15 protein-coding genes are annotated in these 14,516 nt (G+C 64.2%); 7 read left to right on the forward strand and 8 right to left on the reverse strand.

Annotated elements, in window-relative coordinates; genetic code table 11:
• Together JVX98_RS08880 and JVX98_RS08885 are read right to left on the reverse strand one after the other, a co-directional pair.
• Positions 1–600 carry an SCO family protein gene (locus JVX98_RS08880; RefSeq protein WP_205238348.1) on the reverse strand — a complete coding sequence of 200 codons (600 nt, stop codon included), beginning with the start codon at positions 598–600 and terminating at the stop codon, positions 1–3.
• 266 nt (positions 601–866) lie between these two features.
• The gene (locus JVX98_RS08885; protein WP_205238349.1) at positions 867–1,025 is read right to left on the reverse strand and encodes a hypothetical protein; all 159 of its coding nucleotides are present in this window, start codon (positions 1,023–1,025) and stop codon (positions 867–869) included.
• Between the two features lie 369 nt (positions 1,026–1,394).
• Here JVX98_RS08885 and JVX98_RS08890 point away from each other — a divergent pair, with 369 nt between their 5' ends.
• From JVX98_RS08890 to JVX98_RS08900, 3 genes are all read left to right on the forward strand, one after another.
• Positions 1,395–3,494, forward strand: coding sequence for a methyl-accepting chemotaxis protein (locus JVX98_RS08890; protein ID WP_205238350.1), 2,100 nt, complete (start codon positions 1,395–1,397; stop codon positions 3,492–3,494).
• A 2-nt stretch (positions 3,495–3,496) separates the two neighbouring features.
• Complete coding sequence (locus JVX98_RS08895) at positions 3,497–3,961, forward strand: chemotaxis protein CheW (RefSeq protein ID WP_034792537.1); 465 nt, start codon at positions 3,497–3,499, stop codon at positions 3,959–3,961.
• Positions 3,962–4,219: 258 nt separating this feature from the next.
• Positions 4,220–4,522: a hypothetical protein gene (locus JVX98_RS08900; protein WP_192446721.1), complete on the forward strand. Its 303-nt coding sequence runs from the start codon at positions 4,220–4,222 to the stop codon at positions 4,520–4,522.
• Between the two features lie 241 nt (positions 4,523–4,763).
• Here JVX98_RS08900 and JVX98_RS08905 read toward each other — a convergent pair whose 3' ends face one another.
• Positions 4,764–5,258: a CreA family protein gene (locus JVX98_RS08905; RefSeq protein ID WP_205238351.1), complete on the reverse strand. Its 495-nt coding sequence runs from the start codon at positions 5,256–5,258 to the stop codon at positions 4,764–4,766.
• Positions 5,259–5,427: 169 nt separating this feature from the next.
• On the reverse strand, positions 5,428–6,672 hold the full coding sequence (locus tag JVX98_RS08910; protein WP_205238352.1) for a diguanylate cyclase: 1,245 nt from the start codon (positions 6,670–6,672) through the stop codon (positions 5,428–5,430).
• 327 nt (positions 6,673–6,999) lie between these two features.
• Here JVX98_RS08910 and JVX98_RS08915 point away from each other — a divergent pair, with 327 nt between their 5' ends.
• From JVX98_RS08915 to JVX98_RS08925, 3 genes are all read left to right on the forward strand, one after another.
• The gene (locus JVX98_RS08915) at positions 7,000–7,671 is read left to right on the forward strand and encodes a phosphoribosyltransferase (protein WP_205238353.1); all 672 of its coding nucleotides are present in this window, start codon (positions 7,000–7,002) and stop codon (positions 7,669–7,671) included.
• Positions 7,672–7,841: 170 nt separating this feature from the next.
• Entirely contained in the window at positions 7,842–8,477 is a 636-nt protein-coding gene (locus JVX98_RS08920) for a cysteine hydrolase family protein (protein ID WP_192446717.1), read from the forward strand.
• A 48-nt stretch (positions 8,478–8,525) separates the two neighbouring features.
• Entirely contained in the window at positions 8,526–8,987 is a 462-nt protein-coding gene (locus JVX98_RS08925; RefSeq protein ID WP_205238354.1) for a GNAT family N-acetyltransferase, read from the forward strand.
• A gap of 27 nt (positions 8,988–9,014) precedes the next feature.
• Here the strand turns inward: JVX98_RS08925 and JVX98_RS08930 are convergent, their stop codons facing one another.
• The 3 genes from JVX98_RS08930 to JVX98_RS08940 form a co-directional block, all read right to left on the reverse strand.
• Complete coding sequence (locus JVX98_RS08930) at positions 9,015–11,480, reverse strand: ATP-dependent helicase (protein WP_205239411.1); 2,466 nt, start codon at positions 11,478–11,480, stop codon at positions 9,015–9,017.
• Between the two features lie 186 nt (positions 11,481–11,666).
• Positions 11,667–12,074 (reverse strand): carboxymuconolactone decarboxylase family protein, encoded by a 408-nt coding sequence (locus tag JVX98_RS08935; RefSeq protein ID WP_205238355.1) that lies wholly within the window; start codon positions 12,072–12,074, stop codon positions 11,667–11,669.
• 122 nt (positions 12,075–12,196) lie between these two features.
• Entirely contained in the window at positions 12,197–12,769 is a 573-nt protein-coding gene (locus JVX98_RS08940) for a hypothetical protein (RefSeq protein WP_205238356.1), read from the reverse strand.
• A gap of 414 nt (positions 12,770–13,183) precedes the next feature.
• Here JVX98_RS08940 and JVX98_RS08945 point away from each other — a divergent pair, with 414 nt between their 5' ends.
• On the forward strand, positions 13,184–13,498 hold the full coding sequence (locus JVX98_RS08945) for an EthD family reductase (protein WP_205238357.1): 315 nt from the start codon (positions 13,184–13,186) through the stop codon (positions 13,496–13,498).
• 184 nt (positions 13,499–13,682) lie between these two features.
• On the opposite strand, the gene JVX98_RS08950 is transcribed toward JVX98_RS08945, so the two are convergent.
• Positions 13,683–14,504: a cyclase family protein gene (locus JVX98_RS08950; protein ID WP_192446711.1), complete on the reverse strand. Its 822-nt coding sequence runs from the start codon at positions 14,502–14,504 to the stop codon at positions 13,683–13,685.
• Positions 14,505–14,516 lie beyond the last annotated feature (12 nt).

Consider the following 14,516-nt stretch of genomic DNA (forward strand, 5'->3'; position numbering starts at 1 on the left):
TCAGCCCTTGGTCAGGTTTTCCAGCTTCTTGACCGCCGTTTCCGGGTTCTCCTCGTAGGCGATCGTGCCGGAGAACTTGCCGTTGGCGTCGAGCAGGAACACCGATGCGGTGTGGTCCATCGTGTAGTCGCCATCGGGCTTGGCGGCGTCGACCGGAACCTTCTTGGCATAGACGCGGAAGCCCTTGACCATTTCCATGACCTTGTCGGCCGGGCCGGAAATGCCGGTGATACGCTTGGAGACGTTGGAAACGTACTGGCCGAGGATCTCAGGCGTGTCGCGCTCGGGATCGACGGTGATGAAATAGGCCTGCAGCTTGGTGCCGTCAGGATCGACCTTTTCCAGCCAACCGTTCAGTTCGAACAGCGTCGTCGGGCAAACCTCGGGGCAATGGGTGAAGCCGAAGAAGAGCGCCGTCGGCTTGCCGGTGAAGGCCTTCTCGGTGATTTCCTTGCCGTCCTGGGTGACCAGCGTGAAGGGAACGCCGAAGGGGCCGGATGCCGCCTGTTGCTTCGACTGGGTCATTTCATAGGTCAGCCAGCCCAGGATACCCGCCATGACGACGACGGCGGCCCAAAGGACGATGCGGATGGTTTTCATGCGTGCTACCGATGTGTTGGGGCCGAAGACGGCCGTGTCCGGTTGATCGGCCCTTGATACCGCCTTCACGGACCCCGCGCAAATGGGACAATTGCCGCAGGTTGTGGCGGTGCATTGCGGTCGGGAACTGCCCCTCAGCCCGCTGTCGCGACCTTCTCCCCCTCATGACGGGGAGACGGGGCCGTGTGGCAATCTCCCGAGTCAACACTGTCCGGGAGAACTTAAAGGTCAGGGGCGGCGTCCGGTCTCGGCGACGCTAGTCTATGCTAGAGGCACCAGGAAAGGCCGGACTGGGCAAGCGCCAGGAACATCTCGGCGCCGTTCTCCATCCAGCCGCGGAAGGCAAGCAGCAGCACGACAGCGATCGCGGCCGCAAGGATTGCGGCGAGGGGAAGGCGGATCGAGCGCGCGGTCTTCGTGTTCATGGCGTCATCATAGCAGTTCGGGCGGCAAGGGGAAGCGGACGTGCTTGCCGACGGACCGTGGTTCTGCATGGGCCCGACCAGAGCGGGGTGAAAAGCGGCGCCCGGCGCGCCGGTCGATTGTGCACGCAAGGCCGTGAAAACCGGCGCTTGCAACAAATATGCGCAATTTCGAAAATACCCGTGTTTTCCCTGGGGATCGGCGCCCGCCTTAGCGAATGTTTAAGGTCTGTTTGACAGTGTTTTTCCAGCGCGGGGGGAGCGTTGTGCTCCGACATGACATGAGGTCATCCGGTTTGATCGAGCCCGGTTTTCCGCATCGATCCTAACGGAGGATCCGGCCCGCGCCGGGTCCGTGAGCATGGACTGTCTATGACTGCCGCATCTTCCCCATTGAAGCGCAATCTTTCCGTAAGCCAACGGCTGGCAACGCTTGCCGGTGCCGCTTTCGTCGGTTTCGGCTCCGTGCTCGGCGTCGGCTGGTACGAGGGCCGCCAGGCCAACGATGCCCTGCAAGGCGCGCTCGCCGCGCAGAACGGGCTGACCACGGTCGACGAGGTCCGGCTTGCGACCACCAATCTCGTGCTCAATGCGATGGACAGCATCATCGACCGCGAGGAGGGCGCGATCCAGCCGGCGCGCGCCGCCAGCATCGCCGAGATCCTGAAGCTGCTCGAGACGAAATCGACCGACATCAAGGCGCTGGCCGCCCTGCTCGGCCGCAGCGATGCGCTTTCGACCTTTGACGCCGACGTCGCCAAACTGCGTCAGGCGATCGGCACGGACCTGAAGGCGCTGATCGAGGGCAAGGCTTCGGCCGACGACTTCGGCAAGATCGACGATGCGATCGACGGCGCCGGCGAACGGGTCGCTCAAGCGCTCGCCAATCTCTCCGAGGCGGCAGCCACGCTGGTTCAGACGCGTGTCGCCGAGGCGCGCGCCACCTCCGACCAGGCGTTCCAGCTTCAGCTCGCCTCCGGCCTCCTTGCCATGGCGACGCTGCTTTATCTGCTCTGGTTCCATGGCAGCACGCTCAGGCAGGGCATTCTGTCCTTGCGCGACGGCATGCAGCGGATCCAGAAAGGCGAACTCTCGACCAAGCTGGAAGCACTCGACCGCGGCGACGAAATCGGCGCGATGGCGCGCTCCGTCGACCTCTTCCGCCTGTCGGCGATCGAGAAGCAATCGCTCGAACAGAGTGCCGCACACAGCCGGCGCGAAATCGAGAAGGAGCGCGAACAGCAGCAGCACGAGCGCGAGGAGGCGGTACGCCGCATCCAGGCGGCGATCGACACTCTCGGCCGCGCGCTGACGCAGCTGGCCGACGGCGATCTGGCGGTTGCCATCGACCGGCCGTTCGACGGAAACCTCGATCAGCTCCGGCAGAACTTCAACCAGACGGTGGAGCGGCTGCGCGTGGTGCTTTCGAGCGTCAAGGAGAATGCGCTTTCGATCGAATCCAACGGCAAGCAGATGCGCACCGCCGCCGATGACCTGGCGCGGCGCACCGAGCGACAGGCCGCCTCGCTGGAACAGACCTCGGCAGCGCTCGACGAAATTACCGTGACCGTGCGCACCGCGACCCAGCGCGCCGAAGAGGCGAGCCAGATGGTCGACCAGACCCGCACCAATGCGGAGGAGTCCGGCCGCATCGTCGGCCAGGCTATCTCGGCGATGGCGCGCATCGAAGGCGCTTCCAACGAGATCGGCAAGATCATCAACGTCATCGACGAAATCGCCTTCCAGACCAACCTTTTGGCGCTGAATGCCGGCGTCGAGGCGGCACGCGCAGGTGAGGCCGGCAAGGGTTTTGCGGTCGTTGCGCAGGAAGTGCGCGAGCTGGCGCAGCGGGCAGCCGGTGCTGCCAAGGACATCAAGGCACTCGTCGGCCGCTCCGGCACCGAGGTCGGCTCAGGCGTCAAGCTGGTGCAGGCGACCGGCGAGGCGCTCGGTCGGATCGGCACCGATGTCGCGCGCATCAACGAATTGATGACCTCGATCGTGATGGCGGCGCGCGAACAGTCGACCGGCCTCAACGAGATCAGCACGGCCGTCGGCCAGCTCGACCAGATGACGCAGCAAAACGCAGCGATGGTCGAGCAGACCAACGCCTCCAGCCATACACTGGCGCAGGACGCGGAGCGACTGACGGACCTCGTCGGCCAGTTCCGCGAGGGGCACACGATGCAGCGCGCCATGCCGACGGCGGCGCCGGCGCCCGTGACGCCGGCGACGAGGACAGCTGCACCGGTGCAGGCAAAAGCACCTTCGGTTTCAGCCGTTCAGCGGCCGGCAGCCAAGGGCACCAGCGAAGCGGTGCCTCTGCGCAAGATCGGCGCGGCCAAAATGGCCTCGTTTCCAACTCCATCCCCCGCCAAGGCCCTGATGGGCAAGCTTGCGGGCGCATTCGGCAACAAACCGGGCTCGGTGCCGTCGACGACGGCCTCCGGTGAGAACTGGGAAGAATTCTGATCATGAGCAACGCAATCAAGCAGTCCGGTGCCTATCTCGAAATCGTGTCGTTCCACCTCGGCGACCAGGAATTCTGCATCGATATCATGGCGATCCGCGAAATCCGCGGCTGGGCGCCGGTGACCCCGATGCCGCACACGCCGCCCTACGTGCTCGGTCTCATCAACCTGCGCGGCGCGGTGATTCCGGTCATCGACATGGCGGCCCGCCTCGGCATGAAGATGACCGAGCCGTCGGAGCGCTCGGCGATCATCGTTACCGATATCGCCGGCAAGCTTGTCGGTCTGCTCGTCGAGCAGGTCTCTGACATGATGACGATCAAGAGCGAAGCTTTGCAGCCGGCGCCGGAGATCATCCCGGAAGCGCAGCGCGCCTTCTGCCGCGGCATTGTCGCGCTCGAAAAGACCATGGTCTGCTTCCTCAACCTCGACACGGTCATCGCCGACGAGCTGGCCCAGGCCGCCTGAGGCAAGCTTGTTTGTCGCTTGAGAAAGCCCCGGCGCATCGGCGCCGGGGCTTTCTTGCATTTCGGCATGATTTCCGGCCAGTTTCGCCCGTTCTGGAACGATACGGTCAAGTTAAACTTCGGCAATGAACTTCACGCTTGGGGGATGCCATTGTGACAAAACGTCATGCGGCCGGCGACGATACTTGTACTAACTTATGATTGTTGCTGGTGCCCGAACGGAGGCCGGGTGCCTGTCTCGCAAACAGGAGTTGAACCTATGACAATCTCTCTCAGGAAACTCGCCGCCGTGCTCTCCGTTACGATGGTCATCGCCGGACCGGCTTTGGCCGATAGCTACTATCCGGGCATCGACGTCAACAACCCTCCCGGAACGATGAACACGCACAAGACGATGACGCCGATGAAGCGGCCGACCGCTTCGGTTGACACGATGTCGACGGGCAGCATCAACAGACCTGCAGCACCGACCCCGGTCTATCGCGACCGCAATCCCTATGGCCAATACCAGGGCGGCGATGGCGATTATTACCAGGGCATCGTTCCGCCGACGGCCTACTAGACTATCCCGCTCCAGTGGAAACGCTTGAAGCGGACAGTTGATTTGAAATGAATGTGCCAGGAAGTCCTTGTGCGTTCGCTTGAACGCATGGCACTTCAGGCATGCACGAAAGCGGAACGGGTTGCTCCCAGACTTCTCCCTGTTCCGCACCGAAGAGGTTTCGGAAGCGCCTGCGAAGGGGCAGGCGCTTTCAACCTTGACCGATCGCCTTGCGCGCCGATCCCGGCGGCAGGGGCCGCTCCTATTGCGGCTTGCCGTTCTGCCAATTGACCGTCTGGCCGTAGAGCGGAATGGTGGTGATCGACATCTTCGCCGAGCCATCCGTCAATTCGCGCGAATGCGCCAGATAGATCAGCGTGTCGTTCTTGCGATCGTAGATCCGTGTGACGAGCAGGTTCTTCCAGACGAGCGACAAGCCGGCGCGAAACACTTCTTCGCCCTCCTTGGAAAGATCGATATCGCCGATTTCGATCGGGCCGGTCTGCCGGCAGGCGATCGAATTGTTCGACGGATCCTCAAACCAGTTGCCGTTCTTCAGCCGGTCGATGACGCTGCGGTCGAAATAGGTGACATGGCAGGTCACGCCCTTGATCTTCGGGTCGGTGACCGCATCGATCATGATGTCGTTGCCGAGCCAGTCGACCCCGACTTCGCCCACCGTTTCGGCGCGGGCAGGCAGGGCGGTGGCGGCGATGGCAAGGCCGGCAAAAAAGAGCGCACGAAGCGAACGCGACATGGGTGTCCTCCTGCAGCGCCTGACGTCTCACGCAAGGGCGCCGTATCGATATGAATTCGCGCGTGTTTTTCACCGGAGCAGCTCCAAGGACACACGTGCGCGGGCAGCGAGGTTCACATAGGTTCGCCAGTTCGCTTTACAAGGCGCCGCCGGCTCAGGCGCCGCCGGCTCAGGCGGTGCCGCGAAGAAGCTGCGGCTCGAGGTTTCGGGTTTCGGCGGCCCGCATCTGCGCGGCGGCGGCGGCAAGCGCCCGTGCGCTGGCCTCGGGCTGGAAGCGGCCGGCGATGGTGCAGCGGTCGCGGCCGTCGGCCTTGGCGTCGTAGAGCGCCATGTCGGCGCGGATCATGATGTCGCTGATCGTATCGCCGGGCTCGGCTTCGGCAAGGCCAATGCTCACCGTCAGCCGGATCGGGCGGTCGAAGCGGCCGATCGGTGTATCGCGCACGGTGCGGCCGATCTCCTCGGCCACCGCAAATGCGGCGTCCTCCGAGTGGTTGGGCAGGACGATGCCAAACTCTTCGCCGCCAATGCGCCCAAGCGTGCCGCGTCCGCCGAGACAGGCAGCGACGGTGCCGGCGAAATGGCCGAGCGCCGTGTCGCCAACTGCGTGGCCGTAGCGGTCGTTGATCTGCTTGAAATAGTCGAGATCGAGCAGCAGGAAGGTGACGGGCCTCTGGCGCGCGAAACCGACGGCCAGGGTGCGTTGTCCAAGGTCGAGCAGGGCGCGGCGCGACAAGGCGCCCGTCAACTCGTCGCGGGCAATGGCGCTCTTGAGGTCGGTGATCACCCGGTTCTGGATCATCAGGATCACGCCGAGGAACAGCACAGGCAGGTAGAAGTACCTGAGCGCGACGCAGGCGAAGTCCCAGCTGGCCGACGCCAGCGGGGTTTCGTCGGTCCCGTGGGCAATCGGCGAGAAGATCGTGACCGCGATCAGGGCGGAACAGCCGACGGCGGCGCAACCGATGACGCACAGGCGCTCGATCGGCCCCGGCGCGGTGCGCCGATGCTGCGAACAGACGGCGATGATCAGCACGAAGGCGGCGGCAATGCCGACGGCCGACAGCGCGTGCAATGTCGCGCTCTGCGGGCCGAAGGCGGCAATCAGCAGCACCACGGCCGAAATCGAGGCGGCAGCGACCAGCGGCGTCGATATCGGCCGGAGGACACCGAGCGCCCGGTGAAAGCCCGAGAGCACGAAAAGGCAGGCGCCCACGAGAAAGACGATGCCGATCAGCGACAACGGCCGCAGCGCTGGGATCTCGGACAGCATCAGAAACAGCGTCGCCGCGGCTGCGATGGCGCAGGCGGCTGCGAAATCCGTGCCTCCCTCGACCATCGAGGCCCGCAGGGAAATCAGCACAGGGAGCATCGCCAAAAGAGCGATGATCGATATGGCAGGGAGAAAGCTCATTTCGAAACGGCCTGTCGTGCTAAAATCAACAAAGGCGGCTTGCGTCTCAGCCAGATATGTGACGCCAATTGGTAGCGATGGCGCCTTAACGAAACCCGGCGAAATCCGTTGCAATTTTAGCGATTGGCCGGGATTGGCGCGGTTGTTCACAGCGGCGCCGGATCAACCGGGAGAGGGCGCGCCGACAGGCGATGAGGCGCGCGCAAGCGGTGGCGCGGGTAGGCCCGGATGATGCTCTTCAGACGGTGCGATTTGAACCCCGGGCCGGGTATTTCCGTCCCCTTTCAAGCCGATGATGGAGCAGGAAAACAAGGCGGGAGAGGCGACATGTTCACGGCAACGTGGCTCTTCGAGGATAGGGCGGATGCCGGGCGCCAGTTGGCGCACGCGGTCGAAGGCGAGCGCCTTGACGATCCGCTCGTGATGGCGCTGCCGCGCGGTGGCGTGCCGGTCGCCTATGAAATCGCGATCCATATCGCCGCGCCGTTGGAAATCCTGATCGTTCGGAAGATCGGCGCGCCGGGGCATGAAGAATTCGGTCTGGGCGCGCTGGTCGACGGCGAGGAGCCGGAACTGGTGCTCAACCGCCGAGCGATCCGGCTGGTCCGCCCGCCGAAAGGCTATCTGGAGGCCGAGATCGAGCGTCAGCGCGCCGAGATCCTGCGCCGCCGCACCCTCTATTTCGGCGACCGTGCGCCGACGTCGCCCCGGGACCGCGACGTGATCCTCGTCGACGACGGTATCGCCACCGGCGGCACCGTGCGCGCAGCGATCAAGGCGCTGCGGCGCATGGGGGCGGGACGCATCATGCTTGCCGTTCCGGTGGCGCCGAAAAGTGAGCTCACGGAATTGCGCAGCGAGGTCGATCGTGTCGTCTGTCTCGCCACACCCTTTGCCTTCCGTGCTGTCGGGCTCTACTACCGCAATTTCGAGCAGACGGCGGACGAGGAGGTAATTGCGTTGATGGAGAAGGCGCGGCTGCGCGATGAGCGCGATTGATCCCTGTTCCGGTCAAGCTCGGCTCCGGTTGCCGCGACTTTGGCCAGGCATCCGAATAGTTGCGTGAGGCGGCCGAAATCGTCTTGCAAGCCTCCTTCTGCCGCGCCACATTCCCGGCGCGCGATGTTGCCGGGAGAGGGGCGCCGGAGGAGGTGCCCGGAGGAGATGTCATGGCCGCGAAACTGGAAATCGGAAAGACGCTTGAGGATTTCTGTCGGCCTGATCGGATGGCGCTCATCGTCTATGACATGCAGGTGGGGATTACCAATCAGGTCAAGAACGGCCCGGCGGTACTGTCCAAGGTGCTGAAGGTGCTGGACGCTGCGCGGGCCGGCGGATTTCCGGTGATCTTTCTTAGGCATCTATCGATGCCGAAGCCTCTGATGGGCGCCTTCCAGCTGCGCCAAGCAATGGCCTGGCAGCGCACGGACAATCCGGAAGCGGTGCATCCCTGGTTCCTGCGCGGCACGCCCGGATTCGAGCTGGTGCCCGAACTTGCGCCGCGCGCGGACGAGGCGATCCTCGACAAGATCACGTTTTCCGCCTTCGAGGGCACGCCGCTCGCCATGATCCTGCGCGACCTCGGGCTGACTTCCTTTGCCATCTGCGGCATCGCCACGGAAATCGGCATCGACCCAACCGTGCGCCATGCGACCGATCTCGGCCTCGTGCCGGTCGTCGTGCGCGACGCCTGCGGGGCGGGGCATCACGAGGCCGGCGAGCGCGCGATGGAAAACATCGCCTTCATGGGCGATGCGATCATGACCGACGTTCAGGCAATCACCGCGGCGATGACCAAACGGTAACACCGCTTCAGCTATTCCTTCGATTTCATCCCGTTTCAGGATCTTGCAATGACCGAAAACCTTCACATCCGCCCGATCGCCCGCACCGACTACGAGCAGTGGCTGCCGCTCTGGGACGGCTACAACGCTTTTTACGGCCGCTCCGGCGAAACGGCGCTCGACCCGGCGATCACTGCGATGACCTGGTCGCGCTTCTTCGATGCCTATGAGCCCGTTCACGCGCTTGTGGCCGAAAGCGAAGGGCGGCTGATCGGGCTGACCCACTATCTCTTCCACCGCTCGACGACGATGATCCAGCCGAACTGCTACCTGCAGGACCTCTTCACCAACGCGCAGGCGCGCGGCAAGGGTGTCGGCCGGGCGCTGATCGAGGGCGTCTACGAGGCGGCACGGGCCATCGGCGCGCCGCGCGTCTACTGGATGACCCACGAGACCAACGAGACGGCGATGACGCTCTACGACAAGGTGGCGGAGAAGTCGGGGTTTCTGGTGTATCGCAAGGTGGTTTGAGGGCGGCGGGCCGCGCCTACCCAGGTCTCACGCCTTCTCGACAAACCCGTCCAGCACACGCTTCTGGCCGGCGCGGTCGAAGTCGATGGTGAGCTTGTTGCCTTCGATGGCGGCGATGTTGCCGTTGCCGAACTTCATGTGGAAGACGCGGTCGCCGACCGAGAAGCGCGAGGGTTCGGTAGCTGTCGATTTCGCCACCAGCTCGCCGTCGATGGTGCGGCCGCGCGGGCCGCTTTCGCCGTAGCCGATGCGCTCGACCGCGTGCCCGGAGCGGGTGCCCCAGTTGTCGCGGGTGGCGTCGGAACGGTTTTGCTGCGCGCGCTTCCAGCCGGGGGTCGAATAGTTGTTCTGGAAGGGGTCGGCCTTGTCGAAGCGCGACTGGCCGTAGCCGCCGCGACCGTAGCCGCCATAGGACTGTTCGTTTTCGGCAACGTCCACATGGGCAAGCGGCAGCTCCTCGAGGAAGCGTGACGGCATGGTCGACTGCCAGAGGCCGTGGATGCGGCGGTTGGAGACGAACCAGATGTGGCAGCGATGCTTGGCGCGGGTGATGCCGACATAGGCAAGGCGGCGTTCTTCCTCGAGGCCCGAGCGGCCGCCTTCGTCAAGCGCGCGCTGGTGCGGAAACAGGCCTTCCTCCCAGCCCGGCAGGAAGACGGTGTCGAACTCCAGGCCCTTGGCCGAGTGCAGCGTCATGATCGAGACGGCGTCGAGGTTCTCGTTCTGCTCGGCATCCATGACCAGCGCCACGTGTTCGAGGAAGCCGCGCAGGCTCTCGAACGCTTCCATCGAGCGGATCAGTTCCTTCAGGTTTTCGAGCCTGCCGGGGGCTTCGGCCGTCTTGTCGTTCTGCCACATCGCCGTATAGCCGCTCTCGTCGAGGATCTGCTCGGCAAGCTCGGTATGCACGGTTGTTTCAAGCAGGCTCTGCCAGCGGCGGAAGTCGGTGACGACGTCGAACAGGGCTTTGCGCGCCTTCGGCTTCAGCTCGTCGGTCTCGATGATCTCTGAAGCGGCCGCCAGCATCGGAATGTCGCGGGCGCGGGCATAGTCGTGCAGGGTGCGCACGGTGGTGTCGCCAAGGCCGCGCTTCGGCGTGTTGACGATGCGCTCGAAGGCGAGATCGTCGGCCGGTTGGCAGACCAGGCGGAAATAGGCCATGGCATCGCGGATTTCGAGGCGTTCGTAGAAGCGCGGGCCGCCGATGACGCGGTAGTTGAGGCCAAGCGTGACGAAGCGGTCTTCGAACTCGCGCATCTGGAAGGAGGCGCGCACCAGGATCGCCATGTCGTTGAGCTTGTGGCCCTTGCGCTGCAGCTGCTCGATTTCCTCGCCGACGGCGCGGGCTTCCTCTTCGGAATCCCAGGCCGCGTGCACCTGCACCTTCTCGTCATCCGGATCGGTGCGGTCGGTGAAGAGCGTCTTGCCGAGCCGGCCCTCGTTGTGGGCGATCAGGTGACCGGCGGCGCCCAGAATATGTTCGGTCGAGCGATAGTTGCGCTCGAGCTTGATCACCTTGGCGCCCGGGAAATCCTTCTCGAAGCGCAGGATGTTGTCCACCTCCGCGCCGCGCCAGCCATAGATCGACTGGTCGTCGTCGCCGACACAGCAGACGTTCTGCGGGACGCCCTTCGGCCGCTGGGCGAGCAGCCGCAGCCACATGTACTGGGCCGTGTTGGTGTCCTGGTACTCGTCGACGAGGATGTAGCGGAACTTGTCGTGATAGTCCTTCAGCACGTCCGCGTGCATGCGGAAGATGCGGATCGGGTGCAGCAGAAGATCGCCGAAGTCGCAGGCGTTCAGCGTCAACAGCCGGTTCTGATAGGCGGCGTAAAGCTCGCGGCCCTTGCCGTTGGCAAAGGCGCGGGCGTCGCCCTCGGGGATCTGGGCGGGATCGAGCCCCTTGTTCTTCCAGCCGTCGATCAGGCCGGCGAACTGCTTGGCGGGCCAGCGCTTGTCGTCGATGCCTTCGGCCTGGATCAGCTGCTTGATCAACCGCACCACGTCGTCGGTGTCGAGAATGGTGAAATCGGAGCGCAGGCCGACGAGTTCGGCATGGCGGCGCAGGAGCTTGACGCCGATCGAGTGGAAGGTGCCGAGCCAGGGCATGCCTTCGACCGCATGGCCGACGAGCACGCCGATGCGCTCCTTCATCTCGCGCGCCGCCTTGTTGGTGAAGGTCACCGCGAGCATCTGCGAGGGGAAGGCGCGGCCGGTCGTCAGGATATGGGCGATGCGCGTCGTCAGCACCCGGGTCTTGCCGGTGCCGGCGCCCGCAAGCACAAGGACTGGACCATCCAGCGTCTCGACGGCTTCGGCCTGTTCCGGGTTGAGGCCTTGGAGATAATCCGGGCGCGGCTGGGCGCGATCGCGCGCCGCCATGGCGCGCGCAGCAATGCCGCCAGTTGCCGGAACACCTGCGGGGGCGGGCTGCTGCTTGCGCGGCGCCGGCTCCTCGTCGAAGAAGGGAATGTCGTCGAAACCACTCATCATGCGGCTCAATGTAGTGATTCGGTGGGGAAAGGCCAGAAAGGATGTTCTTCTTTTATTCCGTTTTCTGCGCTGGCCGTACCAAGCCTGTGGAAAGACAGGCGATTTCGAGACCGCTTATTCTTGGGCCTGTTTCGTTTGTCGCATGTCGTCGCCACAAAACCGCTTCACACTTTTGCGCGACATGCTTCACCCAGCCGTTTTGTCGAAAGCGGGATCGACGGGCACCTGCAACGCGGTCGCCAGCTGGTTGGTGCGAGCGGCAAGCGAGATCACCCGGAGCAGGTCCGCGTGCTCGGCATCGCTCATGCCCTTGGCTTTTGCCGCCGCCGTATGGGAATGGGCGCAGTAGCCGCAGCCATTGGTGACGGAAACGGCGATGTAGAGCATCTCCTTGACCAGCGGGTCGAGCGCAGACGGCGTTGCCATCACCGCCTTCACGTCGCGCCAGGTCTGTTCCAGAAGCTCCGGGTCGAAGGCGAGCCACAGCCACATATTGTTGATGAAATCGGACTTGCGGGTGGCGCGGATGTCGTCGAACACGGCCTTGACGCGTGGATGGGCTTCCGGATTTGGGGGCGGGGTTACGGTGCTCATGGGGCTCCTTCGCTGTTGTCGTTGGTGGCGGCACGCCGGCTGGCCGGTCGCTTGATGCGACGACGATAGCCGACGTTGCAGCGATTGCCAGCGTTGCGTTTGAGGAGCCGTCGCCGATGCGTTCAGTTGGGGATTTCGCTGCAGGGCTGATTGTTCGCGCCGAACGGTCCCGTCGTAAACAGCACGCCCTTGCTCGAGCCCTGATAGGCGTTGCCGTTCTGCGTGACGATGAAGACCCTGCGGCCGCAAAAGCCCGTCGGCCGCGCGGCGACCACGCGTGTCTGGCCGCTGGCGTTCGTGACGGTCTTGGGGTTGCAGGCCCCATAGGGTGTGTCGGCCATGCGGACAGTTGCCGTCGAGGCGCGGCTGAGCGGCACGGAACTGCCTGATGGAAACGTACCCGAAGCCGTGCCTGCAGCGGCGACGGTCGATTGCGTGATCTGAAAATCGCCCGTGCTGTCGTCGTAGCGGCACCGCTTGATCGCCCAGATCCAGACGGCAATGTCGCGCACGCCGCTCTCGGGATCCTCGGCCGAAGTCGCGATGGTGAGCGGCGCCAGATCGGGAACGCTTCGCCGCCGGTCGCAGCAACGGCTGTCGTTGAAGACAGGGTCGGGGTTGCCGTGGTCGTCCAGGATGCCGGTGATTTCGAGTTTTGTGGTCGGGCCGGTCGTGTCGTCCGCCTGGACAGTCACGGTTTGACAGCCCGCCAAGAATCGGGCCCGCGCCGAGGAGTGCAAATGTCAGGCGATAAGCGCGTGGCACCATGACGACCCCGCCATTGTCCGTACCGCCGCTCAAGATACGCCCGAAGGCAGGCCGCCGCAAACCGGCGCCTTCCTTTGCCGCGCTCGATCAGCCCCGCGGCATTGTTGCCGCCCAGAAACGCTGCCCGCCTTCAGCACCGTCTTCCGCCGCCAACTTCGCCGAACGCCTGCGTCAGCAAACTCAGGCACGTGCGTGCCGTCGTCACCCACTTCGAAAAGCATAGCGAAAACAACCTTGCTCTCGTCAAACGTGTTCCAGCCAAAAGCTGGTTGTGCTCCATAGGTCGGTGACCTAGAAGTAGCTTCGGACGCTCGGAGCGGCGTTCAGACAGGAGCCCGACCATGATCAAGATGAGCGTCTACTATCCGGCCGATGGCGGCACGAAGTTCGACCACGACTACTACCGCACCACCCACATGCCCTTGCTTCAGGAGCGGCTCGGCGATGCCTGTCTGCGCTACGAGATCGACAAGGGCCTTGCGGGGCGCGAGCCTGGAAGCGCGCCGCAGTTCGTCGCGGCGTGCCACGTCTACGCGCCGTGCCTCGAGACATTCCAGGAGGCGCTAGGTCCGCACCGCGCCGAGATCTCCGCGGATGTCGCCAACTATACGGATATCGCGCCCATCGTGCAGATCAGTGAAGTCGCTGGCGGGTAGGGTGCTTCGGCGCGTCAGGCGTCGCCGTTGACCTTTCCGAGACCGGCGTCGTGTTGGCGCACCATGATCCATGGTGACGCAGCCGGTGTCGAGCTGGTCGACGATCGCGAGCATGTGGTTCGCCGTGGAAGCGAACCACCTTGCTCCCGTCAGGCTCGCTTCATCCAAAACCTAAGTCCGTGACCTAGACCAGTGCAAAGACGCGGGCCGGGCCGCCGGTGCCGCCGCGGTGTTTCGGTGCGCCGAGGATGAGCGTCGCGCCCTTCACCGGCAGCTTGTCGAGATTGGCTGCCGCCTCCAGCCCCCAGCGTCCCTCCGGCAGCCAGGCATAGTGCGTGGCGAAATCGGGCGAGGGGCCGTGGTCGAGCGAGAGCGTATCGACGGCAATGCCGGCCGCCTTGCTCTCTTCGAGGAGATATTTGGCCGCCTCGACGTGAAAGCCGGGGAAATGCAGCTTGCCGGCGCCATCGGCATTGCGGAACTTGTCCGTGCCCAAATGGGCGCCCCAGCCTGACAGCATGGCGACGCAGGCGTTTTCCGGGATTTCGCCATTGGCTGAGACCCAGGCCTTGAGATCGTCGGGCGTCACCTGCGCATCGGCATCGTTCTCGGCCTTCTTTCTGATATCGACGATCACGAGCGGCACCACCAGCTTGTCGACGGGCAATTCGGCGACGGAGAGACCATCGGCTGAGAAGTGCAGCGGCGCATCGACATGGGTGCCGGTGTGTTCGTTCACCCGCAGCTCGAACATGTTGAACTTGTCTTTGGCGTAGTTGAATTTTTCCTCGCGGAAGAACTGCTGCTGGCCGAAGAAGGTCGGGAAGTCCTCGTGCAGTTCGTGGGTCAGGTCGGTGACGCTTGAATGCCCCTGCGCGAGCGCCGGCGGTGCCGCGCCCACGCTTGCGGCGGCAAGGCCCGCGGTGCCGACCGCGGCGGCTTTGAAGAAGCTGCGGCGCGAGAGCATGCGCTCTTTCACCGTTTCCATGACACAGGCATCGCACATCGACTTCTCTCC

The organism is Ensifer sp. PDNC004 (genome assembly GCF_016919405.1).
Classification (GTDB): domain Bacteria; phylum Pseudomonadota; class Alphaproteobacteria; order Rhizobiales; family Rhizobiaceae; genus Ensifer.